Raw genomic sequence first — 24,176 nt, 5'->3', positions numbered from 1 at the left:
CCTATTCACAAAAAGAGCGGTGGAAAATTTATAATTTTTTACCACACTAAGAGCAATTTTACTAAAGAACTATCCCCCTCTTTAGTAAAGAGGGGTTAGGGGAGATTTGAAAATCGGGAACGCTATATTCCCCAAAAAACCAAAGAGACAAAAAATGAAAAACAACCCATTACTCAATCAACTTTCGCAACTTAGCACGGAGCAACGTAATCCAAACTCAATGAATTTGGACGAGCTTTCGGCGTTGGAAATCGTGCAATTAATGAATGCGGAAGACAAAAACGTGCCGTTGACTATCGAAAAATGCTTGCCAAAAATTGCCACGGCGGTGGAAAAAATCGTGCAGGCGTTCCAGCAAGGCGGGCGTTTGGTGTATATCGGAGCTGGCACAAGTGGGCGCTTGGGCGTGCTTGATGCGTCAGAATGTCCGCCTACATTTGGCGTTTCCAATGAAATGGTAAAAGGCATTATCGCTGGGGGCGAACGTGCTTTGCGCCACCCCATTGAAGGGGCGGAAGATAATCCACAAAGTGCGGTGGAAAATTTGCAAGAAATTGATTTTAATGAGAAAGATATTTTGGTCGGGATTGCTGCCAGCGGCCGCACGCCTTATGTGCTAGGCGGCTTGGATTATGCGAAATCCTTAGGCGCAACCACGGTGGCTATTGCTAGCAATGCCAATTCACCGATGGCGCAGGCGGCGGAAATTGCCATTATCACTGCGGTAGGCGCGGAAGTGCTAACTGGCTCAAGTCGTTTGAAATCTGGCACGGCGCAAAAACTGGTGCTGAATATGCTCACCACCGCCAGTATGGTGCTAATGGGGAAATGCTACCAAAATTTAATGGTGGACGTGCAAGCCAGCAATCAAAAATTAGTGGCGCGTGCTGTGCGTATCGTAATGCAAGCGACAGATTGTACCGCGGAACAAGCAGAACAAACCCTTAACTCCGCGCACAACAATGCAAAAGTGGCTATCTTAATGTTGCTAGCGGATTTAGATTATTCAAGTGCGGTGCAATTATTGCACAAAAATCAAGGACGCTTGCAAGGGGCGTTAAAATCAAATTAAAGCAAAGGGCGCAAGCGCTGCAATACCGCTTCGGCAGAAATCTGTGCCATTGTAGGCGCTTGTAAGTGATATTGATTTTTGCCGTAAGTGCCGATTAAATCAGGGTTAGTTGCGCCATAAAGGGTGATGTTCGGTTTATCCAAGGCGGCGGTGAGATGCGCCAACCCTGTATCTACGGAAACCACCGCTTGGGCATTGGCGATATGTTGGGCTAAGGCGGTGAGATCCATTTTCGGTAGAACAACGGCATTTTCAATGCCTTGCGCGATCCATTCCGCTGCCTGTTTTTCTTTCTCATTTCCCCAAGGTAAATGCACGGCAAACCCAAGTGCGGTGAGATTTTGCGCTAATTTTTTCCATTCTTGATTACACCAATGTTTATCCGCGCGCGTGGTGGCGTGAATCAACAACACATAAGGCGGCAGGCTTTGTTGCACGGGAAAATGCTGTGCAATGCCATAATCCCCTTGTTGGCTCGGCAACACATAGCCCAAGGCTTGCGCAAATAACTGGCGAATGCGTTCTACGGCGTGTTGCTGATAATCAATGGCGTAGCGCTCATCATAAAATAAGGCAGCCAAAGGCTCGCGTGCGGAATGTTTATCATAGCCGTGTTTTACCCCTTGAGCTAAGCGCACAGCGAACAATGCGCTTTTCACTAATCCTTGCGCATCAATCACCGCATCATATTGATTTTGTTGTAATAATTGACGATAGGCTTGCCATTCTTGCCAAGTTTTGCGTTGTAAAAGCTGTTTGCGCCAACGGCGAATAGCAACGGGGATAACTTGTTTCACTGCCGAATGCCAAGTAGGAATTTCCGCGAAATTTTCTTCCACCACCCAATCCACTTGTAAATGAGGCAAAGCTTTTTGCGCATCGGTCAATGCTGGCAAGGTGTGGATCACATCACCCATTGAAGAAGTTTTTACTAAGCAAATTCGCATCGTTCTGCCTTATTTATGCCTGATCAAAGTGCGGTAAAATTTCGCTTAATTTTTCCATTACCATCGCAGGCGTGATGTCGATAAGACTTTGATGATAGCCTTCGGCACTATCTTTGCCCTGACGAATTTTTTCTAATCCGCCTTTTTGCAGGCGAATAATCACCGCTTGATGGGATAATGGTGGCGTGTATTGTGGGCTGGTTGGGCCATAAAGCGCCACAAGTGGACGCTGTACCGCCGCCGCAACGTGCATTAATCCGCTATCGTTGGTAACCACGCCTTGGCAATCTGCAATTAAATCTACCGCTTGATTAAGGCTGGTTTGCCCCGCTAAATTTAAGCAATAAGGCTGTAAATTTTCTGGCAGACTAGCACGAATTTCATCACTCACTTGCTCATCTTTTGCTGAACCAAACAGACGAATGCTGTAACCTTTTTCAATCAGCATTTGAGCAAGCGCAGCATAATGATAATGCGGCCAGCGCTTGGCAGGGCCAAACTCCGCGCCCGGACAAAAACCAATCGCAGAGCGATTTTCTGCCTGTGCAAGTTGTGCGTGGAAATGGTTTTTGGTTTGCTCGATTTGTTGGCTACTCACCTGTAAATAAGGATAAGGAAAGGTCATTTGCGCTGCCGTTGGCACGGCGTTTTTTTCATAAGCCAGTGCCACATAGCGCTGCACCATCATTGGGTAATCATTTTTATTGGCGCGTAAATCATTCAAAAAGAAATAACGGCTTTCCCCTTTCCAACCACGGCGGCGGGCAATTTTGGCAAACACAGGAATAAACGCAGATTTGAGCGAGTTTGGTAATACAATCGCCATATCATATTGATTTCTTAAACTTTTCCCAATTTCATAGCGCTGTTTCAAGCCAAAGGAGCCGTGTCCAATAGGCATTGTGAGCGCGCGTCTGACTTCCGGCATTCTTTCCAACAAGGGTTTACACCAATTGGGCGCAAGCACATCAATTTGGCAATCAGGATATTGCTGTTTTAAGCATTGATATAAACTGTGCGACATCATCATATCGCCAACCCAAGATGGGCCAATTACTAAGATGTTCATTCTGCGGTTCTCATTAATGTGTGAATTATATCAATTGTCGGGGGAACGCTATGCTCGCTCACTCAAAAATCGCCAATTTCCCACCGCACTTATATTTAGCTAAAAAGAAAAGTGCGGTGAAATTTCTGCTAATTTTTTACGACTAACCCTGTTTATTTCGGGCGAACACGCAGGTTCGCCCTTAAATCTGATTTAATTGCGTAGCTATGTTATTTATTCAACCACGCCATATATTCGCTGACACCTTCGGCAACGTTTTTGAATGGTTTGTCATAACCTGTGGCGCGCAGTTTGGTGAGATCCGCTTGGGTGTATTCTTGGTAACGGCTTTTTAAATGCTCTGGGAATGGAATGGTTTCAATTTGCCCTTTGCCGTGGAATTTTAATACCGCTTGTGCGACCGCCTCGAAACTTTCCGCTTTGCCCGTTCCGCAGTTGTAAATGCCCGAAATGCCCTGTTGCCAGCACCAGATATTTACCGCTGCCACATCGCCGACATAAACGAAATCACGCAAGAAATGCTCGCTACCAGCGAACAGTTTTGGGTTTTCCCCTTTCAAAATTTGATTGTTGAGGTGGAAAGCCACACTTGCCATACTACCTTTGTGTTGTTCTCTTGGGCCATAAACGTTGAAATATTTAAAGCCGCACACAGGTGATTGGGCTTCTGGCAGGATTTTACGCACATATTCATCAAATAAAAATTTGGAATAACCATATACATTTAACGGTTTTTCAAATTCACGCGCTTCGACAAAGGTATCACTGTCGCCATAGGTGGCAGCACTGGATGCATAATAGAACGGAATTTGGCGATCTAAACAATAATGTAATAGCTCTTTGGAATATTCATAATTGTTTTCCATCACAAATTTACCGTCCCACTCGGTGGTGGCCGAACAAGCGCCTTCGTGGAAGATCACATCAATATCGCCTAAATCATCACCAGCCATAATGGAGGCAATAAAGTCGTCTTTATCGCAATAATCCGCAATATCCAAATCCACTAAATTGACGAATTTTGTGCCGTCTTTTAAATCGTCCACCACTAAAATATCTGTGCGTCCAATCTCGTTTAACGCTTTTACGATGTTACTGCCAATAAAGCCTGCGCCGCCAGTTACAATAATCATTTTTCAATCCTCATTTGATTTCAATATTGCCGTTTATTCTAAAGGATTTTGCGCATAAGGGCTAAAGAAATTTCGCGCTCACCACCGCTTTTAGGTTATGATATAGCACAAATCCAGACAAGATTAAGGACACACAATGCAACCACAAGATATTGCTAAATACATTGACCACACCGCCCTTGGCGCAGATAAAACCCCACAAGATATTCTTAACTTATGCCAAGAAGCGATTGAACACCAATTTTGTTCCGTGTGCATAAACTCCGCCTATATTCCACTGGCTAAACAGGCACTCACGCAAAATGGCAAAGAGAAAAGTGCGGTGAAAATTTGCACCGTTGTTGGCTTTCCCTTAGGGGCAAATTTAAGCCAAGTGAAAGCCTTTGAAGCGGTGCAAGCCATTAATGCTGGGGCTGATGAAATTGATATGGTGATCAACATTGGCCTTGCCAAAGCCCATCAATGGCAAGCGGTAGAACAAGATATTGCCACCGTGCTTGCGGCTTGCCAAGGCAAAACCTTAAAAGTGATCTTAGAAACCTGCCTACTAACCAAAGAAGAAATCATCAAGGCTTGCGAAATCTGCAAAGCACTCAACGTGGCATTTGTCAAAACTTCCACAGGTTTTAGCACTGGCGGCGCAACGGTTGAAGATGTTGCCCTGATGAAGCAAACCGTCGGCGACAAGGTGGAAGTAAAAGCCTCAGGCGGCATCCGCGACACCGCCACCGCACTAGCAATGCTCAACGCTGGCGCAACTCGTCTAGGCGTAAGCGCTGGCGTTGCCATTGTAAAAGGAACGAATGCGCAGGGGAGTGGGTATTAAACAATAATATCCATCAAAATCATAAAACTGCGGTCTAAACTAGACCCCATTTTCGACAAACTGAAAATACCGGCAAATAAGCGAACGATTTTTTCCATTTTGAAGATAAAAGTCGAGATCTTGCTGTTTGAAGTGTTGAGTATATTTATTTATAAAATAATCTGCACCTTAATCAGTTGGGTGTTTAGTCCAACTTTTAGGGAGCAGATTATTTCTATATTATTTCTGTGCTAAACGATACTGCACTAAATCTTCAATCGTCATCACGGGATAACCAAATTCTTTCGCGAATTTAATGATTTCAGGGGTGCGTGCCATTGTGCCGTCATCGTTGGTGATTTCACAGATTACTGCAGCAGGTTTGTAGCCTGCAAGCACGGCAAGATCTACTGAAGCTTCGGTGTGTCCACGGCGTTTTAATACGCCGCCTTCTGCGGCTCTTAATGGAAAAATATGCCCTGGGCGGTGTAAATCTTGCGGTTTCGCATTATCTGCAACGGCGGCTTTTATAGTGGTTACACGATCTGCTGCAGAAACGCCTGTGGATACGCCTTCTGCCGCTTCAATGGTTACGGTAAATGCCGTTTTATTAACGCTCGTGTTATTTTGCACCATTGGCGGTAAATCAAGTTGCTGGCAAATTTTATCGCTTAAACATAAGCAAACAATGCCACTGCCGTAACGAATAAGTTTTGCCATTTGTGCAGGTTCGATGGTTTGCGCTGGGAAAATTAAATCCCCTTCATTTTCGCGATCTTCATCGTCTAAAACAAGTACGCCATTGCCTTGTTTGAAAGCTTCAATGGCTTTTTCAACACGCTCTTGTGGTGTGCCAAATGCGGATAAAATTGACTGATTCATAGTAAAAAACCTGTTAAAAAATTAATGGATACTTGAATCAGGGCTGATGAGGAAAGGCTTTTCATTAGATAAGAAAATCCAATAACAAAGGCAGATTTAACCTAAGGTAAATCTGTTTATTCTCTTTCATCCAGACTTTAACTGTCGGCTTTGGATTTTCACCAAATCTGCTGACTTTACTTTTGCAAGTAAACGCTCGTGGGCTTATGCGCGCTGCACTTACCACCGGTAGGGAATTTCGCCCTGCCCTGAGAATGCTTGCATAGTATAACGCAATCTAAATAGAGAAAAAATGTTTTTCTTTGCGCCGATATTGCATACAATATGCCACATTGACGCAATAATGTGAGGTCTTTATGCTAAATCCACAAAAAATAGAGCAAATTATACAACAAGTGCAAAATTCTTTACCGCAAGGAATGAAAGAGCTTGGTAAAGATGCAGAAGCAAAATTCAAACAAGTTTTACAAGCTCAATTGGCCAAATTAGATGTTGTAACCCGTGAAGAGTTTGATGTGCAAACCCAAGTTTTAATGCGTACTCGTGAGAAACTGAACGAGCTAGAAAAGCGTGTTGATGCCCTGTTGCAAGCACAAAATCAAGGGCAAGAAACGCGCTAAAATCTCACCGCTCTTTGCTTATTAAACGAAAAGTGCGGTCTTTTTCTGAATAAATTTGGCAATATAAGGAATTTCAAGATGTCCGCTTTCGCCTATCTACAACAAAAACGCAAGCAGTTAAATCTAAAAGTAAACGAGGTTTGTGAGCAAGCCAACATTACCCGCGCTTATTTTAATCAGCTGGTGAGTGGCAAAATCAAAAACCCAAGCGCGACCAAGTTGTCTGCCTTGCATAAAGTGCTACAAATCACAGATCTACAAGATAAAAAAGTGGGGGTGATTTTTGGCAAGTTTTACCCTGTGCATACTGGGCATATTAATATGATTTATGAAGCGTTCAGTAAGGTAGATGAAGTCCACGTTGTGGTGTGTAGCGATACAGAGCGCGATCTGAAATTATTTTATGACAGCAAAATGAAGCGTATGCCAACGGTGCAAGATCGCCTGCGTTGGATGCAACAAATTTTTAAATATCAGAAAAACCAAATTTTCATTCATCATTTAGTAGAAGACGGCTTGCCAAGCTATCCAAATGGCTGGCCTGCGTGGGCAGAACGGGTTAAACAGCTTTTTGAAGAAAAACAGGTGAATCCTAGCGTGGTATTTAGTAGCGAACCGCAAGACAAAGCACCTTACGAAAAATATTTGAATTTACAGGTGGAATTGGTTGATCCGCAGCGTCAATTCTTTAACGTTTCCGCCACTAAAATTCGTAATACGCCTTTCCATTATTGGAAATTTATCCCGAAAGAAGTGCGTCCGTTTTTCGCCAAAACTATTGCCATTTTAGGCGGCGAAAGCAGCGGAAAAACCGTGCTAGTTAATAAACTTGCCACCGTATTCAACACCACGTCAGCGTGGGAATATGGGCGTGAATTTGTGTTTGAAAAATTAGGGGGTGATGAGCAGGCGATGCAATATTCTGATTACCCACAAATGGCGCTAGGTCATCAACGTTATATTGATTACGCTGTGCGCCACGCCCATAAAGTCGCGATTGTGGATACGGACTTCATCACCACGCAAGCATTTTGTATTCAATATGAAGGCAAAGCGCACCCGTTTTTGGATTCAATGATCAAAGAATATCCTTTCGATATTACGATTTTATTGAACAACAACACCAAATGGGTAGATGACGGCTTGCGTAGCCTGGGTAGCCACAAACAGCGCCAACGCTTCCAACAATTATTGAAAAAATTATTGGATAAATATAACGTGCCTTATATTGAAATTGAATCACCAAGCTATTTAGAGCGTTATAATAAGGTGAAATCCATTGTAGAAAAAATTCTCAATGAAGAAGAACTCCCCGAACTAAACAACGATAAATCCATTTTTGAGGAATAATAGCCCCTATGATCTTATTTGCAGGCGACCCACACGGAAGATACGACCATCTTTACCCTTTTGTGCAAGAGCAAGAGGGTATCGCCCTTGTCATACTCGGGGATTTACAACTCACCACCACAGAAGAATTGGATAAATTGGCGCAATACTGCGATCTCTGGTTTATTCACGGCAATCACGACAGCAAAACCGTTGCCGCTTTTGAAGCCATTTGGGGAACAGAATGGAAAAGCCGAAACCTACACGGACGCGTACAAACCATTCAAGGTAAACGCATTGCAGGATTAGGCGGCGTATTCCGCGGACAAATTTGGATGCCACCCAATAAACCTGTTTTTTTCGACCCAATCCATTATTGCCAATATTGCCCACAAGAGAAAATCTGGCGCGGTGGTTTGCCATTGCGCCACCGCACCTCGATTTTTCCTTCTGATTTTGAACAACTAGAAAATCTGCAAGCGGATATTCTCATCTCTCACGAAGCACCAAGACCCCACCCTCTTGGCTTTGCCGTATTTAATAAACTAGCGAAAAAAATGGGCGCAACGCACATTTTCCACGGCCACCACCACGAAAATTTTGATTATTCCCAGATTAACCGAGATCCCAAACTCAAAATCACCAACGTAGGCTTCCGCAGCCTATGCGATGAACAAGGGAATTATTTGTTGAAGAATATTGATGATCGTTAAACGGTTCTTTTTCTTCTCATCGCCAACAATCCATCTACGATAATTAACCCCATACCGACCATTAAAGATAAAAAGAGCGGGTAATTTTCGGCGTCAATATTTTCTCCGATGAATAGCGAAACGGCGAGCATCATTATGGGTTCAGCGTAGCCAAGTAATCCTAGCACGTTGATAGGCAATAGGCTGCTGGCAACGATGTAAGCATTAAAGGCAATGCCGCTGAGTAAGCCGAGCAGAAATAATAACGATAAAATATTCGGATTAACCAACCGCACTTCTGCGATGTTTACTTGCGCGGCGAAATAGATACACACAGGCAAGGTCAATACCATTTCAATGGCAAAACTGGTGATGTCGTTAAAGCCGAACCATTTGCGAACCATAAAATAAACGGCGTAAGTGCAAACGGCAATGCTTTCCCAAGAAAGTCCGCCCTTTGCGCTAATGTTAAAGGCGATGCCGATGGCGGCGATGATGATGGCAAGAAATTTCAGCGGAGAAATGCTTTCTTTGAAGAAAATTCGCCCTGCTGCCACTAAAACAAGGGGTAGTAGCAAATAACCAAGGGAAACGCTCAATGCGCCGCCGTTGTTTGGCGCCCATAAAAAAAGCCACATTTGGAAGCCCATAATGCTGCCGTTAAATAGAAAAACCAGCAGTAACCAAGGCTGCGATTTGATGCGTTTTAGGTGAGCGATCAGCATATATTTTTGGCGAAAAATAAACACCGCAGCAATCACAAAAGGTGCAGTAAAAACAACACGATAGCCAAAAATATCTTCGCCACTTAATGGCAGTAATAATGTGGAAAAATAATAAATATAGCCAAACAACATTGAGGCTAAAAGAGAAAAACCGATACCTTTTACCATAATCCACCTAAAATTCACCAAATTCTTACCGCACTTTACCCCAACATTTGCCAAAATGCACGAACTAAGGGCAAACTTAGTAAGTTCTTTTGTACGCAAATCCCTAAATCGAATGGCTGTACAGGAATATCAATCTCCAAAGTGGAAACCTGTAAATTAAGCGGGCTATTTTGGATCACAATATCAGGCAATAACGCCACGCCGCAACCAAGCGCCACCATTGACACGATCCCTTCGTGTCCTGATACGGTGGCGTAAATTTTCGGGTGTTTGATTTTTTTCTGTTGAAACCACTGATCAATCCGCTGTCGAGCAGGCCCTTCCACCGGCAAAATAAAGGGGATTTTTTGCCAATCAATGGGCGTTTGTTGCAATAATTGTGTGGTGGCACAGGCAACGCGTGGGGCGATAAGAGAAAGGGTTATATCATCAATATGATGAAACATCACATTTTGCGGTAAGTGTGCTGGCCGCCCTGCGAGAGCCAAATCCACTTGCTGGCTTTGAATCATCTCCAACGCCATCGCAGGATCGCCCGTCGTGAGCTGAATTTCCACTTTAGGATAACGCAAGCGGAATTTTTCTAACATTTGCGGCAAATGGCTATAAGCCGCCGTTACTGAGCAAAATAAGCGTAGCTCCCCTTGCAGTTCCTGCTGATTAGAACGAAATTGCTGTTTTAAAGATTGCCATTGTTGCCATTGTGGATAAGCAAATTGCAAAAATAGCTCGCCTGCTGGAGTGAGCGAAACTTTGCGGTTATCACGCAATAACAACGGCTCACCCAGTTCTTCTTCAAGCCGTTTAATTTGCCGTGAAAGGGTGGAGGGCGACATATAATGCTGCCCTGCAGTTTTAGCGAAATTTTTGTTTTCTGCTAGGTCGATGAAGAGTTTGAGATCTTGGAATTCCATTGGTTTTTCTCAATAAAAAGAAGTTTTATTGTAGGGGCGTGTCGCACACGCCCATTTTTATATTCAATTTTATTGGGGCGTATGCAATACGCCCCTACGGGCAAACAGCGGTGGGGAAAATTAATTATTTTTTACCGCACTTTACCATTTTTCTGTAGGGGCGAACCTATGTGTTCGCCCAATGATAGAAATTATAAGCTCATATTAAGCGGGCAGACACATAGGTTTTCCCCTACAAAAATTCATAAAAAATTACCGCACTAATCTCCCCTAACCCCTCTTTACAAAAGAGGGGAACATTCTTTCTTCGTTATTTATATCTAAGACAAAAACAACACATTACTTCAAAGGAAAAGTAATTTTCCCTCGTGCCAGATCCCCCTCTTTTGTAAAGAGGGGTTAGGGGAGATTGTAATTGCAAAAACCGCAACATTAAGTTCCAATAATATCAATTTACGCAATCTTTAGAAAGGTATAATCTGTCATTGATTATTTTGTAAACCAACTTAACCAAAAGGACAAAAAAATGGCTAATTATTTCAATACATTAAATTTACGCCAACAGTTAGACCAATTAGGTCGCTGTCGTTTTATGGATCGTGAAGAGTTTTCTGATGAAGCAAATTTCTTAAAAGGCAAAAAAATTGTCATCGTAGGTTGTGGTGCGCAGGGGTTAAACCAAGGTTTGAATATGCGTGATTCAGGCTTAGACATCAGCTATGCGCTACGCCCTGAAGCCATTGCAGAAAAACGTGCTTCTTTCCAACGTGCCACTGAAAATGGCTTCAAAGTGGGCACTTATCAAGAATTAATCCCTACTGCGGATTTAGTGATTAACCTCACTCCAGATAAACAGCACAGCAAAGTGATTGCAGATGTAATGGGTTTAATGAAAGAAGGCGCGGCATTAGGTTATTCACACGGTTTGAACATTGTGGAAGTAGGTGAGCAAATTCGTCCTGATATTACCGTTGTGATGGTTGCTCCAAAATGCCCAGGGACAGAAGTGCGTGAAGAATATAAACGTGGTTTTGGTGTGCCAACGCTTATCGCAGTTCACCCTGAAAACGATCCGAAAGGTGAAGGTATGGCGATTGCTAAGGCTTGGGCGGCAGCCACAGGCGGACACCGTGCCGGTGTGTTAGAGTCTTCATTCGTTGCGGAAGTGAAATCAGACTTAATGGGCGAGCAAACCATTCTTTGTGGTATGTTGCAAGCTGGCTCAATCCTTTGTTATGACAAATTAGTGACGGACGGCAAAGATCCCGCTTACGCAGGAAAATTAGTGCAATACGGTTGGGAAACTATCACCGAAGCGCTTAAACAAGGTGGTATCACTTTAATGATGGATCGCTTATCTAACAGTGCGAAATTGCGTGCCTTTGAACTTGCGGAAGAAATTAAGCAAGAATTAGACTTCTTATTCAAAAAACATATGGATGACATTATCAGCGGCGAGTTTTCTCGTGTGATGATGGAAGACTGGGCAAACGGCGATGCAAACCTATTAAAATGGCGTGAAGAAACGGGCAAAACTGGCTTTGAAAATGCACCAAAAGCGGACGGAATCAAAATCAGCGAACAAGAATATTTTGATAACGGCGTATTAATGGTAGCAATGGTAAAAGCTGGCGTGGAATTGGCGTTCGATACAATGGTTTCAGCAGGTATCTTTGAAGAATCTGCTTATTATGAATCCTTACACGAATTACCATTAATAGCCAACACCATTGCGCGTAAACGCTTATACGAAATGAACGTGGTTATTTCAGACACGGCGGAATACGGTAACTATTTATTCGCTAATGTAGCAACCCCAATTTTAGCCAAAACGGTAATGCAACATTTACAACGCGGTGATTTAGGTGAACCAACACCAACGGTGGAAATCGACAACATCACCTTACGCGATGTGAATGACGCAATCCGCAACCATCCAATTGAGCTAATCGGTCAAGAATTGCGTGGTTATATGACAGATATGAAACGCATTTCTTCACAAGGCTAATCACTTGTTTTAAATAGAAAGCCAGCATATGATCTGCCCCCAAAAAGTTAGACTATATTCTAATTTAATTCAAGGACTGAGTTCTGTATTCCACAGGGCTTAGTCCTTTGAGCTTCACTTGAATACGCTCATTGTTGTAGTAATGAATGTACTCGTGAATCACTTTTTCAAGCTGTTCAAAGGTTTTAAACCGCTTGCCAAAGTAACATTCCGTCTTCAATCGCCCGAAAAAGCTTTCCATCGCACCATTATCAAGGCAATTGCCTTTTCTCGACATACTTTGCGTAATACCGTGTTTTTTCAATATCTCTCGATAACCCATCATTTGATACTGCCATCCTTGGTCGGAATGCAGTATCGGTTTTTCCCCGCTAATCGGTTCACCGCCTGGGTCAACATTCTGGTTATCTGCTCAAAATTCGGACTTCTCGCCACATCATAAGCAATAATTTCGTTATTAAACAAGTCTTTAATCGGCGATAAATACACTTTGCCTTCCGCACATTTGAACTCGGTGATATCCGTTACCCACTTCTCATTCGGCATCGTTGCCGTAAAATCCCGTTGCAACAGATTATCGGCAATGTGTCCCACTTTGCCTTGGTAAGAACGATATTTTTTCTGCTTACTTTTTCCTTTTAACCCCAAACGTTGCATTATCGCTAGCACCCTTTTGTGGTTGATAATCAAGTATTTCCTTAATTCCAAGGTAATTCGACGATAACCATAATTTTCGTCATTTTTGCGATAAATTTCCTCTATTTTCTGTGAAATCACTACATTTTTATCTGCCTTTGGCTTGAGATGATAAAAGAACGAACTGCGTGCCAATCCGATTAGCCTGAGTAACAATTCCAACGGGAAACGCGAGCGTAAGGCATTTACGATGACGGCTTTTTCTGCATTTTTTGTTGGTTGAGTTCCTGCAACTTTTTTAGCATTGCATTCTCCGCTTCTAATTCCAAAATTCGGTAACGCAAGCGTTCTTCTTCTGTTTTGGGCGTTGGTGGCATTTTAGGCGAGTTGAGTTTCATACTTGGACGACCTTTAGGTTTGAGTAATAACCCATCTATACCTTGTTTTTCAAAGCGTTGCAACCATTGACTAATTATCCCTGAACTGGGGATATCAAAGCGAAAGCAGGCGGCTTCAGCGGAGCACTGGCCTTTTTTGATAGCTTGAATAACCTTTAATTTAAACTCAACAGAATAATATCGTTTTTTACCTAACACAGCTAATCCATTGATTCCATTATGATTAAATTTCGCAATCCAACGTGCTAACGTTCTTTGAGGAAGCTGAAAATACTGGCGAGTAAGCGAACGGTTTTTTCCATTTTGATGATAAAAGTCGAGCACTTGTTGTTTGAAACGTTGAGTATATTTAGTCATAAAAAATCTGCACCTTAATCAGTTGGTTGTTTAGTCCAACTTTTGGGGTGCAGATCAATAACTGCTGGCTTTTTTTCTTTCAAATAAAAGGTAAAGTGCGGTAGTTTTTTTATTTTATAATGGGGAAAAATGTTGCCAAACTTAATGCAATGCCGTCTTCATCATTGCTTGCCGTGATTTGTTTGGCGATGCGTTTAATTTCCTCTGGTGAATTGCCCATTGCAATGCCTAAGCCCACATATTGCAACATATCGAGATCATTAAAATTATCGCCAAAAGCAATGATGTCTGCTTTATCTACGGCAGCTCGCTGTGCCATAAATTGAATGGCATTGGCTTTGGTCGATGCTTTATTCATTATTTCTAAATATTCTTTTTTGGAACGGTGAATAGAAAGCTGTGGAAATTGTTGTTTGAGCAAAGGCTCAATTTGCTCAATCTGTGTCGCTTCTCCCATTAATAAAATTTTGTGTACGTTGCTTAAATGTTGCGGTTTTTCTTTTGCTTTTAGCCCTGTGATGTCGCTTTCTTGCTTAATCCAATGGCTGTCTAAATCTGTGGTAAACCAATCAAGATGAGAATAATAACTCACTGAAAGCGTAGGGTGCAGGGCTAAGATCTGATCCAGTTGAGGTAAAAGCGTATTTTCTAAGGTGATGGAATAAAGTGCGGTGAGATTTTTGTCCAAAATTAATGCACCACTATAACAGATAATCTCATTTTCATTATGAAGTTGTTCCATATAAGGCAAAATGGCGTAAGGGGGGCGTGCAGAAACAGGAATAAAAGGAATGCCTTGCTGCATAATGCGTTGTATGGCTTGTGCCGTTGCTGGGCTAATTTGATGTTGGCTATTTAGCAAGGTGCCGTCCATATCTGAGAAAACCATTTTGTATGCCATTGTCTTTACTCCTTTTCGAGCCAAATTGCGTTTTCATTCTAAAAATCCCTCGGTAAAAAGTAAAGGTTATGTAAATAGCTTCTATTTTCTGCGTTTCTTTTTGTGACACAGATCATATTTTCAACAAAAAGACGTTTAATCTGCCAAAAATTAGGATTACACTTTCTCAGTATTTGCAATCGGTTGCATTGCTTTACTTATTTTGCTGAAACGTTTTTTCAAACAAATTTGGAGGTTATATGACCCATATTATTGTTGCAACGCACGGTAAATTTTCAGAAGAACTAGTAAATTCAGCGGCAATGGTTTACGGCGAAGATGAAAATACCCACGTTGTAACCTTTTTACCGGGCGAGGGTGGTGAGCATTTAGTCGAGAAATATCAGGCGATTATTGCCCAATTACCAGAGAATGAACCCGTTTTATTTTTGGTGGATTTATTTGGCGGTAGCCCTTATAACGCGGCAAGCCGTGTTGCCACAATGCGTGGAGAAAATACGGATATTGTAACTGGCGTGAATTTGCCAATGCTACTTGAAGTGTTAGATGCGAAAGATAATTCTTCTCTCGCGGAATTAGTGAGTACAGCAAAAGAAGTGGGCGTGGCGGCAGTGCGTTCGTTCCAGCCTGAGAAAACCACAACAAAACAGGCAGCACCTGCTCAAGTTACCACTTCAGAAACGCCAAAAACTTCAGAAAAAAGCACCGCACTTTCTGGCAATATGAATATTTCTTTGTTACGCATTGATAGCCGTTTGATTCACGGTCAGGTTGCGACTTCTTGGGCAAAAGCGGTGAAGTGCGAGGCGATTTTTGCGGTGAGTGATGAAGTGTCTGAAGATCCAATCCGCCGTGATTTGCTTTTGCAAGTTGCGCCAGAGCATTTGAAATCCTATGTGATCCCCGTAGAAAAAGCCATTAAGGTTTACCACAATCCGAAATACGCAGGGAAGAATATTCTGTGGCTGGTAACCAATCCAACAGATATTGTTCGCCTAATTGAAGGGGGCGTGAAAGTGGATAAAGTGAATGTGGGCGGTATGACTTATAAAGAAGGCAATCAACAGCTTTCACAAGCGGTTACCGTAAACCAACAAGATGTGGAAGCGTTCCGTAAATTATTAGATTTAGGGGTTGATCTGAGCTTGCAACAAGTGGCAAGCAGCCCGAAAGAAGCATTAACCAAACAAAAACTTGACGCATTAAAATTCTAATTAAGAGGACTTATTTATGACGACTATGGAAATTATCCTCGTTACCCTTGTTGCCGCAATTTGCGGTATGGGGAGCGTGTTAGATGAAAGACAAACTCACCGTCCACTAGTGGCTTGTACGCTGATTGGTTTGGTGTTAGGTGATATTACTTCTGGCATTATTATTGGCGGTACGCTTGAAATGCTTGCGCTTGGCTGGATGAACGTTGGGGCAGCAATGGCGCCTGATGCAGCCTTAGCCTCGGTGATCGCAGCTATTTTGGTGATCAAAGGTGGGCAAGATAAAGGCACGGCGATCGCTATAGCCATTCCTGTGGCAGCGGCTGGGCAGGTGCTAACCATTTTTGTGCGAACCCTCACGATTTTCTTACAACATAAAGCCGATGATTTTGCCAAACAGGCGAATTTCAGAGGTATTGAATTGTGCCATTTTTCAGGGCTAGCCCTACAAGCGTTAAGGGTAGCTATTCCAACTTTCTTCGTGGCATTAGTGGCAGGTACAGATACTGTAACCACTGCTTTAAATGCGATCCCTGAAGTGGTAACCCGTGGTTTACAAATTGCAGGGGGATTCATCGTAGTTGTGGGTTATGCAATGGTGATTAATATGATGCGTGCTGGCGCATTAATGCCGTTCTTCTTCGTGGGGTTTGTGATTGCCTCATTCTCTAACTATAACCTTGTTGGCTTAGGATTATTAGGGGCTTGTTTAGCATTAATTTATATTCAATTAAACCCACGTTTTAATCAGGCAACCTTGCCTGCTGCAAGTGCGAAAAAAGAACTTGCCGATGATGAACTTGAAGGTCTATAAGAGAAGGAATTGATTATGTCAGAGAAAAAACAATTAACTAAAGCGGATATTCGTAGCACTTACTGGCGTTCGACATTTTTATTAGGCTCATTTAACTTTGAGCGTATGCAAGCAATGGGATTTTGTGTATCAATGATCCCCGCAATCAAACGCTTATATAGCAAAAAAGAAGATCAAGCCGATGCGTTAAAACGCCACCTTGAATTTTTTAATACGCAACCTTGGGTTGCCTCGTCAATCATTGGTGTTACAGCAGCAATGGAACAAGAACGCGCTAACGGCGCGACAGACATTGATGACGCTGCGATTAGTGGCGTGAAAGTGGGGCTAATGGGGCCATTAGCTGGTGTGGGTGATCCTATTTTCTGGGGAACATTACGCCCTGTTCTCGCCGCCTTAGGGGCAGGTTTAGCCATTAGCGGAAGCCTATTAGGGCCATTGTTATTCTTTATCGGCATTAACATTTTCCGTGCCTTAACCCGTTGGTATGGCTTCCATTATGGTTATGCGAAAGGAACAGAAATTGTGCAAGATATGGGCGGTGGTCGTTTACAAAAACTCACTCAAGGGGCATCTATTCTGGGGTTATTTGTAATGGGGGCGTTAGTATCCAAATGGACAACCATCAATATTCCACTTGAACTCTCGCGCTATATCAACTCGCAAGGGCAAGAAGTGGTAACAACAGTGCAAAGCGTGTTAAATGAACTGCTTCCGGGGCTTGCCGCGTTAGGCTTAACCTTCTTGTGTATGTATTTATTGCAGAAAAAAATCAACGCGATGTACATTATTTTTGCCTTGTTTGGTGTGGGCATTGTGGGATACTATTTCGGTATTTTAGCCTAACTAAAATTTACTAAAGGGCGGTGTTAAAAACCGCCTTTTTTATTAGAGTAAACAAATTCACAATGATAATAAAAAGGAATGTTTAATGAAGTTAAAAGATCTAATTAATCCACCAGAAAATGAAAGCTATTTAAAAAATAGTTCCAAATTAATCACCGCACTTTTTATTATTGGCGGAATTGCCTACTACCCAACCAAAGGCTACGGCACGGTGATTGCCCTTGTGATTGCATTAATGATATTAGTCGGACAAAAATTATTACTTTCACAAATTAATAAAGATTTTGCCGATATGTATTTTGCCAAAGAACAATTTGAAAAACTGGGCAATAAAACCTATTTAGAATTTATTGTCGCCCGTTCAAGCCAAATTTTAAAAGACAATAAAGTGTTATCGGAAAAAGGAAAGCAAGAATTACACAAACTTAATCAATATGCGGTTGAACAGTTAAAAAAAGCCCCAAATTAAACACTTTTTTGAAAAAATTATCGATAAAATACTTCTCTTATTCAAAAACGTTTTGAGAAAACATTGTTTTTTTGTTAGTAGATACGTTAAGATCGCCCCATTTTTATATGGTCATTTTAAGGTTAAGGCAAGGCATACCTTGCTTATATACCACTAGGAAAAACAATGTTTAATAAAATTTTTGAATGGTTTGAAAGCCGCCTAAATGCCTATCCAGAGCAATCACCGAAAACGCCCGAAAAAGGTTTAATCCGCTTTATTTGGTCGAATATGGAAGGAATGCGTGGCTGGATTTTGCTACTTGCGTTGCTCACCGTGGGAACGGGGGTGATGGAAGCCGTGTTGTTCCAGTTTATGGGGATTGTGGTGGATTGGCTTGGCAAGTACACGCCAGCCACCTTATGGCAAGAAAAAGGTCATTGGCTTTTGGCTATGGCCGCCTTGTTAGTGTTCAGCATATTTTGGTCGTTTACTGCGTCTGCAGTGCGTTTGCAAACCTTGCAAGGTGTGTTTCCAATGCGCTTGCGTTGGAATTTCCACCGTTTAATGCTGGGGCAAAGCCTGAGTTTCTATCAAGATGAATTTGCTGGACGCGTGTCGGCGAAAGTTATGCAAACTGCCCTTGCGGTGCGTGATACCGTGCTGACCATTGCGGATATTATGGTCTATGTCGTGGTGTATTTTATCACCTCAGGCATTGTGCTTGCTGCATTAGATGCGTGGTTTTTGCTACCTTTTGCCTTGTGGATTGTGGCGTTTATCACGATTTTACGCATTATCATTCCCAAATTAGCTAAAACGGCGGAACGCCAAGCTGATGCGCGTTCTTTAATGACAGGGCGAATTACCGATTCTTACGCTAATATCGCCACCGTGAAATTATTTTCCCACGGTTCAAGAGAAGCCAGTTACGCCAAGCGTTCAATGGAAGAATTTATGGTTACCGTACACGCCCAAATGCGTTTGGCGACCTCTCTAGATACTATCACTTACGCCACTAACATTACCTTAACGCTCAGCACGGCAATCCTTGGCATTGTGCTATGGAAGCAAGGCAGCGTTGGCGTGGGAGCGATTGCCACCGCCATTGCAATGGCCTTGCGGGTGAATTTTATTTCCCGTTGGATTATGTGGGAATCAGCGCGTTTATTTGAAAATATCGGTACAGTGAATGACGGAATGAACACACTCACCAAGCCGCATACTATTGTGGATAAACCGCAAGCCTTGCCATTAAAAGTGAGCAAAGGGGAAATTCGTTTTAATGACGTGAGTTTTTCTTATGATCCACAAAAACCGTTGCTAAGTCACTTTAACCTTACCATTAAACCAGGGGAAAAAGTGGGCTTGATCGGTCGTTCAGGGGCGGGGAAATCCACCATTGTAAACTTGCTATTACGTTTTTACGAAGCGAATCACGGCGACATCACCATTGACGGACAAAACGTGTGTGATGTTACGCAAGAAAGTTTACGTAGCCAAATTGGCTTAGTAACACAAGATACCTCGTTGCTGCACCGTTCCGTGCGTGAAAACATCATTTACGGCCGCCCAACAGCCAGCGATGAAGAAATGATCTCTGCTGCGCAGCGTGCTGAAGCGTCAGAATTTATTCCTTATTTGAGCGACTCAGAAGGACGGACAGGCTATGATGCTCACGTTGGTGAGCGCGGTGTGAAACTTTCTGGCGGACAACGTCAGCGTATCGCCATTGCCCGCGTAATGCTAAAAGATGCCCCAATTCTGTTGTTAGATGAAGCCACCAGCGCGCTGGATTCTGAAGTGGAAGTGGCGATTCAAGAAAGCCTCGATAAAATGATGGAGGGCAAAACTGTGATTGCTATCGCCCACCGTCTTTCCACCATTGCTGCAATGGATCGCTTAATCGTGCTAGATAAAGGCCATATCGTAGAACAAGGCACGCACAACGAATTGCTCGCACAAAATGGACTCTACGCCAAACTCTGGCACCACCAAAGCGGTGGCTTTTTAAGTGAAGAATAATAAATAAACATAAGGCTCAATATTCATTGAGCCTTTATTTTTCATAAAAAGCGGTGAAAAAAACCACTCAACTATAACGAGTGGTTTTTTATTTTATAATTAATTGATTAAATATCTAAATTTGCATAAAGCGCATTAGATTCAATAAATTCACGGCGTGGTTCGACTTCATCGCCCATTAAGGTGGTGAAGAGCTGATCTGCTGCCACGGCGTCTTTAATAGTAACTTGCAACATTGTGCGCGTTTCAGGATCCATTGTGGTTTCCCAAAGCTGCTCTGGGTTCATTTCACCTAACCCTTTATAACGTTGAACCATTAAACCACGGCGCGATTCTTTCACTAGCCATTCTACAGCTTGTTCAAAGGAAGATACAGGGTGCTGACGCTCACCGCGAGAAACATAGGCATCAGGCTCAAGTAAACCTTTTAATTGTGAACCTAACTTCACAATGCGTGCATACTCATTGCCATTAACGAACTGGAAGCCTAGAACATAGTCTGTATCCACGCCGTGGGTACGCACGGTTAGCACCACTTCGTGCAAATGGCGTTCCGTATTGAATACCAACTTGTAGCTATAATGGTTACCGCTGGTTTCTTTTTCCACCAGCGTGTCCACTAAAAATTTAGCCCAAGATTGCACCGCACTTTCATTTTGCATTAATTCAACCGTTAATTCTGGCTGATAAATTAAGGTTTTCAGCAAGGCTTCTGGGTAATGGCGAGATAAACGCCCGATCATTTTTTGTACGTTATTGTATTCGGCAACCAATTTTTCTAATGCTACGCCACTCATTGGTGGTGCATCTTTTGTGGTGTGCAATGCGGCACCGTCTAAAGCAATATTCAGCTCATATTGTTCCATTGCCTCATCATCTTTGATGTATTCTTCGTTTTTGCCTTTTTTCACTTTATAAAGTGGCGGCTGTGCAATATAAATATGTCCACGTTCAATCAGCTCTGGCATTTGACGATAAAAGAAGGTGAGCAATAAAGTGCTGATGTGCGCACCGTCCACATCCGCATCGGTCATAATGATAATGCTGTGGTAACGCAATTTATCTGGGTTATATTCATCACGTCCAATACCGCAGCCAAGTGCGGTGATTAATGTTCCCACTTCTTGCGAAGACAGCATTTTGTCAAAACGGGCTTTTTCGACGTTTAGAATTTTCCCTTTTAATGGCAAAATGGCTTGGTTTTTACGGTTACGCCCTTGTTTTGCTGATCCGCCCGCAGAATCCCCCTCCACAAGGTAAAGTTCGGATAAGGCAGGATCGCGTTCTTGACAATCGGCAAGCTTGCCCGGTAACCCCGCAATATCTAATGCTCCTTTGCGGCGTGTCATTTCACGGGCTTTGCGTGCGGCTTCACGGGCACGTGCGGCATCAATGATTTTGCTCGCAATCATTTTGGCATCATTTGGATTTTCTTCCAAATATTCTTGCAAACGCTCATTCATTGCCGATTCCACCGCACCTTTCACTTCAGAAGAAACCAATTTATCTTTGGTTTGTGATGAGAATTTTGGATCAGGTACTTTCACGGAAATAATCGCCACCAACCCTTCACGCGCATCATCACCTGAAGTTTCTACTTTATCGTTCTTGCCTTTTTTATTCAGCCCCGATTTTTCCATATAAGCATTTAAGGTACGCGTTAAGGCAGCGCGGAAGCCCGCTAAGTGAGTTCCCCCATCACGTTGTGGAATATTGTTAGTGAAGCAATGAATATTCTCAGATTGATAGCCTTCGTTCCATTGCAACGCCACTTCAATGCCAATGCCATCACGTTCAGTAGAAAAATAGAACGGTTTTTGGTGAATAGGATTTTTGTTTTTGTTGAGATATTCCACGAATGCTTGAATACCGCCTTCATAATGGAAGTGATCGCGTTTGTCTGTGCGTTCATCAATTAAATTAATGGATACGCCGGAGTTCAGGAAAGAAAGCTCACGCAGACGTTTTGCTAAAATATCGTATTCAAATTCAATATTGGTGAAAATGCTTGGGCTTGGCCAAAAACGCACTGTGGTTCCCGTTTGGCTAGTTTCGCCAATAATGGTTAATGGCGCTTGCGGATCACCTAAATTATAAAATTGTTCGTGAACATGGCCTTGACGGCGAATGGTGAGCTGTAATTTATCAGATAAGGCATTTACCACCGACACGCCCACGCCGTGCAAACCACCAGACACCTTATAAGAGTTATCATCAAATTTACCGCCTGCGTGCAATACGGTCATAATCACTTCCGCTGCAGAAACCCCTTCTTCAGGGTGAATGTCCACCGGAATACCACGCCCGTCATCTTGCACTGAAACGGAATTATCAGAATGAATAATCACGTTAATGTCCGAGCAATAACCTGCAAGCGCTTCGTCAATGGCGTTATCCACCACTTCAAAAACCATATGATGTAACCCTGTTCCGTCATCGGTATCACCAATGTACATACCGGGGCGTTTGCGCACTGCATCAAGGCCTTTTAATACTTTGATACTACTTGCACCATAATTTTCTGGGACATTATTCGACATAACAATTCTCTGTTTTTATTGATAAAAAATTGGGCGGATTATAGCAAATTTTTGCGCTTTTGGCTAATTTCGCAAAAATCTCAAATAGGCGATGGGAAGAGAAATAACAAATTGAAAAATAATAAAAAAAAGCACCGCACTTTGATCTGTGGTAATTGGCGTTAAAAACCCATTAGGCAGAAAATTTCCGCCTAATGGGCATAAAGCAACTAAAAATTCCGTTAGGCATCAATTAAACGGTAAAGTGCGGTGTCTTTTCTGTCTAAATAATGCACCGATTGAATACGGCGAATGGTGCGTGAACGGCCACGAATGAGCAAAGTTTCTGTGGTAGCAAGATTGCCACGGCGGTGAATACCTTTAAGTAAATCGCCATTGGTGATTCCTGTGGCGGAAAAAACAAGATTGTCATCACGCACTAAATCTTCTAATTTCAGCACTTGGTTCACTTCAATGCCCATTTCTTGGCATCGGCGAATTTCATCAGCGGCAATGGATTGATTTTCTGGCGAACTGCCTTTGACTTGATGACGTGGAATTAAACGCGCCTGCATTTCGCCCCCTAAAGCACGAATGGCTGCGGCAGCGACCACCCCTTCAGGCGCACCACCAATACCATAAAGCATATCTGCGCCACCGTCAGGCAAACAACATAAAATTGACGCGGCCACATCGCCATCGGGAATGGCTAAGACTTTCACGCCTAGCTGCTGCATTTTTTTGATCACTTCCGCGTGACGTGGTTTATCTAAGGTGATCACCGTTAATTGAGAAAGCAATTTCCCCATTTTTGATGCCACACGGCGCAAGTTTTGTTCCAGCGGTAAGTTTAGGTCAATCATTCCTTTGGCTTCAGGACCAACTACCAATTTTTCCATATACATATCAGGCGCGCGCAAAAAGGTGTCTTTTCCCCCTGCAGCTAACACGGAAAGAGCGTTCGGTTGCCCCATTGCGGTCATTCTTGTGCCTTCAATGGGATCAACGGCAATAGACACTTCTTCGCCAGCCCCTGTACCAATTTTTTCCCCAATATAGAGCATTGGCGCTTCATCAATTTCGCCTTCACCAATCACCACTTCGCCACGCATTTCAATTTGATTTAACATCAATCGCATCGCTTGCACCGCCGCATCATCGGCAGCATTTTTATCTCCACGCCCCAACCAAGCAAAACCAGCAAGTGCCGCGGCTTCAGTAACTCGAGAAAATTCAATGGCTAATGCTCTATTCATTTTTTTGATCCTTTGGTTGTTTAAAAATCGGCGTATTCTATCACTTTCGCAAACGATTGCGTTATAAAAAGATAAAATTTTTTGCGAAATCAACAAACTCAGGTAGAATAAGCACACATCTATGTTCATTAACCATTTTTTAAAAGGAATCCACTATGTCGTTAGAAATTTTAGACCAACTTGAAGCAAAAATTAAACAAGCAGTTGAAACCATTGAATTACTTCAATTAGAAGTTGAAGAATTAAAAGAAAAAAATAGCCAAGCGCAACAACAAAATGAATCATTACGCAATGAGAATGAGCAACTTAAGAGCGAACATCAAAACTGGCAAGAACGTTTACGCTCTTTGTTAGGTCGTATTGATAACGTTTAATTTTCAGAATAAAAATAAAGGCTT

Annotated in this window: 21 protein-coding genes, 1 pseudogene and 1 riboswitch; of the genes and pseudogenes, 12 read left to right on the top strand and 10 right to left on the bottom strand. The window is 42.7% G+C overall.

What is annotated here, in order from left to right:
• The first annotated feature begins 154 nt into the window (after window positions 1–154).
• Window positions 155–1,072 (top strand): N-acetylmuramic acid 6-phosphate etherase, encoded by a 918-nt coding sequence (murQ, locus tag L5B76_RS06255; protein ID WP_265754695.1) that lies wholly within the window; start codon window positions 155–157, stop codon window positions 1,070–1,072.
• On the opposite strand, the gene rfaC is transcribed toward murQ, so the two are convergent.
• From rfaC to rfaD, 3 genes are all read right to left on the bottom strand, one after another.
• Complete coding sequence (gene rfaC / locus L5B76_RS06250) at window positions 1,069–2,019, bottom strand: lipopolysaccharide heptosyltransferase RfaC (RefSeq protein ID WP_265754694.1); 951 nt, start codon at window positions 2,017–2,019, stop codon at window positions 1,069–1,071. The genes murQ and rfaC overlap by 4 nt on opposite strands.
• A 13-nt stretch (window positions 2,020–2,032) precedes the next feature.
• Window positions 2,033–3,088 (bottom strand): lipopolysaccharide heptosyltransferase II, encoded by a 1,056-nt coding sequence (gene waaF, locus L5B76_RS06245; protein ID WP_265754692.1) that lies wholly within the window; start codon window positions 3,086–3,088, stop codon window positions 2,033–2,035.
• 209 nt (window positions 3,089–3,297) lie between these two features.
• On the bottom strand, window positions 3,298–4,221 hold the full coding sequence (gene rfaD, locus L5B76_RS06240) for an ADP-glyceromanno-heptose 6-epimerase (RefSeq protein WP_265754691.1): 924 nt from the start codon (window positions 4,219–4,221) through the stop codon (window positions 3,298–3,300).
• A 136-nt stretch (window positions 4,222–4,357) separates the two neighbouring features.
• Between rfaD and deoC the strand changes: the two genes are divergently transcribed.
• Entirely contained in the window at window positions 4,358–5,047 is a 690-nt protein-coding gene (gene deoC, locus L5B76_RS06235; RefSeq protein WP_265754690.1) for a deoxyribose-phosphate aldolase, read from the top strand.
• Window positions 5,048–5,266: 219 nt separating this feature from the next.
• Here the strand turns inward: deoC and ribB are convergent, their stop codons facing one another.
• Complete coding sequence (gene ribB, locus L5B76_RS06230; protein ID WP_265754688.1) at window positions 5,267–5,908, bottom strand: 3,4-dihydroxy-2-butanone-4-phosphate synthase; 642 nt, start codon at window positions 5,906–5,908, stop codon at window positions 5,267–5,269.
• Window positions 5,909–6,022: 114 nt separating this feature from the next.
• Window positions 6,023–6,168, bottom strand: a riboswitch (FMN riboswitch).
• Between the two features lie 96 nt (window positions 6,169–6,264).
• Between ribB and ubiK the strand changes: the two genes are divergently transcribed.
• From ubiK to L5B76_RS06215, 3 genes are all read left to right on the top strand, one after another.
• The gene (gene ubiK / locus L5B76_RS06225) at window positions 6,265–6,528 is read left to right on the top strand and encodes a ubiquinone biosynthesis accessory factor UbiK (protein ID WP_103855384.1); all 264 of its coding nucleotides are present in this window, start codon (window positions 6,265–6,267) and stop codon (window positions 6,526–6,528) included.
• Between the two features lie 78 nt (window positions 6,529–6,606).
• On the top strand, window positions 6,607–7,878 hold the full coding sequence (nadR, locus tag L5B76_RS06220) for a multifunctional transcriptional regulator/nicotinamide-nucleotide adenylyltransferase/ribosylnicotinamide kinase NadR (RefSeq protein WP_103854511.1): 1,272 nt from the start codon (window positions 6,607–6,609) through the stop codon (window positions 7,876–7,878).
• Between the two features lie 8 nt (window positions 7,879–7,886).
• Window positions 7,887–8,570, top strand: a complete 684-nt coding sequence (locus L5B76_RS06215) for a metallophosphoesterase family protein (RefSeq protein WP_115248740.1) — start codon at window positions 7,887–7,889, stop codon at window positions 8,568–8,570.
• Here L5B76_RS06215 and rarD read toward each other — a convergent pair.
• Together rarD and ilvY are read right to left on the bottom strand one after the other, a co-directional pair.
• Complete coding sequence (gene rarD, locus L5B76_RS06210) at window positions 8,567–9,442, bottom strand: EamA family transporter RarD (RefSeq protein ID WP_194750843.1); 876 nt, start codon at window positions 9,440–9,442, stop codon at window positions 8,567–8,569. The genes L5B76_RS06215 and rarD overlap by 4 nt on opposite strands.
• A gap of 35 nt (window positions 9,443–9,477) precedes the next feature.
• The gene (gene ilvY / locus L5B76_RS06205; RefSeq protein ID WP_265754687.1) at window positions 9,478–10,356 is read right to left on the bottom strand and encodes an HTH-type transcriptional activator IlvY; all 879 of its coding nucleotides are present in this window, start codon (window positions 10,354–10,356) and stop codon (window positions 9,478–9,480) included.
• A 526-nt stretch (window positions 10,357–10,882) separates the two neighbouring features.
• Between ilvY and ilvC the strand changes: the two genes are divergently transcribed.
• On the top strand, window positions 10,883–12,364 hold the full coding sequence (ilvC, locus tag L5B76_RS06200; protein WP_265754686.1) for a ketol-acid reductoisomerase: 1,482 nt from the start codon (window positions 10,883–10,885) through the stop codon (window positions 12,362–12,364).
• A gap of 64 nt (window positions 12,365–12,428) precedes the next feature.
• Here the strand turns inward: ilvC and L5B76_RS06195 are convergent.
• Both L5B76_RS06195 and L5B76_RS06190 read right to left on the bottom strand, forming a co-directional pair.
• Window positions 12,429–13,755 (bottom strand): annotated as a pseudogene (locus L5B76_RS06195) (IS3 family transposase).
• Between the two features lie 109 nt (window positions 13,756–13,864).
• Window positions 13,865–14,656, bottom strand: coding sequence for a Cof-type HAD-IIB family hydrolase (locus L5B76_RS06190; protein ID WP_265754685.1), 792 nt, complete (start codon window positions 14,654–14,656; stop codon window positions 13,865–13,867).
• Between the two features lie 239 nt (window positions 14,657–14,895).
• Here L5B76_RS06190 and L5B76_RS06185 point away from each other — a divergent pair, with 239 nt between their 5' ends.
• The 5 genes from L5B76_RS06185 (at window position 14,896) to L5B76_RS06165 (ending at window position 20,003) form a co-directional block, all read left to right on the top strand.
• Window positions 14,896–15,870, top strand: coding sequence for a mannose/fructose/sorbose PTS transporter subunit IIB (locus L5B76_RS06185; RefSeq protein ID WP_265754684.1), 975 nt, complete (start codon window positions 14,896–14,898; stop codon window positions 15,868–15,870).
• 16 nt (window positions 15,871–15,886) lie between these two features.
• On the top strand, window positions 15,887–16,684 hold the full coding sequence (locus tag L5B76_RS06180; RefSeq protein ID WP_124994888.1) for a PTS mannose/fructose/sorbose transporter subunit IIC: 798 nt from the start codon (window positions 15,887–15,889) through the stop codon (window positions 16,682–16,684).
• 15 nt (window positions 16,685–16,699) lie between these two features.
• The gene (gene manZ / locus L5B76_RS06175) at window positions 16,700–17,530 is read left to right on the top strand and encodes a PTS mannose transporter subunit IID (RefSeq protein WP_265754683.1); all 831 of its coding nucleotides are present in this window, start codon (window positions 16,700–16,702) and stop codon (window positions 17,528–17,530) included.
• 85 nt (window positions 17,531–17,615) lie between these two features.
• The gene (locus tag L5B76_RS06170; RefSeq protein WP_265754682.1) at window positions 17,616–17,999 is read left to right on the top strand and encodes a hypothetical protein; all 384 of its coding nucleotides are present in this window, start codon (window positions 17,616–17,618) and stop codon (window positions 17,997–17,999) included.
• A 165-nt stretch (window positions 18,000–18,164) separates the two neighbouring features.
• Window positions 18,165–20,003, top strand: a complete 1,839-nt coding sequence (locus L5B76_RS06165; RefSeq protein WP_103853477.1) for an ABC transporter ATP-binding protein — start codon at window positions 18,165–18,167, stop codon at window positions 20,001–20,003.
• Between the two features lie 107 nt (window positions 20,004–20,110).
• Here the strand turns inward: L5B76_RS06165 and gyrB are convergent, their stop codons facing one another.
• Both gyrB and glpX read right to left on the bottom strand, forming a co-directional pair.
• Entirely contained in the window at window positions 20,111–22,543 is a 2,433-nt protein-coding gene (gene gyrB / locus L5B76_RS06160) for a DNA topoisomerase (ATP-hydrolyzing) subunit B (RefSeq protein ID WP_265754681.1), read from the bottom strand.
• A 221-nt stretch (window positions 22,544–22,764) separates the two neighbouring features.
• Window positions 22,765–23,778: a class II fructose-bisphosphatase gene (glpX, locus tag L5B76_RS06155; protein WP_103855677.1), complete on the bottom strand. Its 1,014-nt coding sequence runs from the start codon at window positions 23,776–23,778 to the stop codon at window positions 22,765–22,767.
• A gap of 155 nt (window positions 23,779–23,933) precedes the next feature.
• Between glpX and L5B76_RS06150 the strand changes: the two genes are divergently transcribed.
• The gene (locus L5B76_RS06150; RefSeq protein ID WP_103854316.1) at window positions 23,934–24,152 is read left to right on the top strand and encodes a cell division protein ZapB; all 219 of its coding nucleotides are present in this window, start codon (window positions 23,934–23,936) and stop codon (window positions 24,150–24,152) included.
• Window positions 24,153–24,176: the final 24 nt, after the last annotated feature.

The organism is Avibacterium sp. 21-594 (assembly GCF_026226815.1).
In the GTDB taxonomy this organism is placed as follows: domain Bacteria; phylum Pseudomonadota; class Gammaproteobacteria; order Enterobacterales; family Pasteurellaceae; genus Avibacterium; species Avibacterium avium.
The sequence above is the reverse complement of the archived record's forward strand: the minus strand, read 5'-3'. Positions and strand labels throughout refer to the sequence as shown.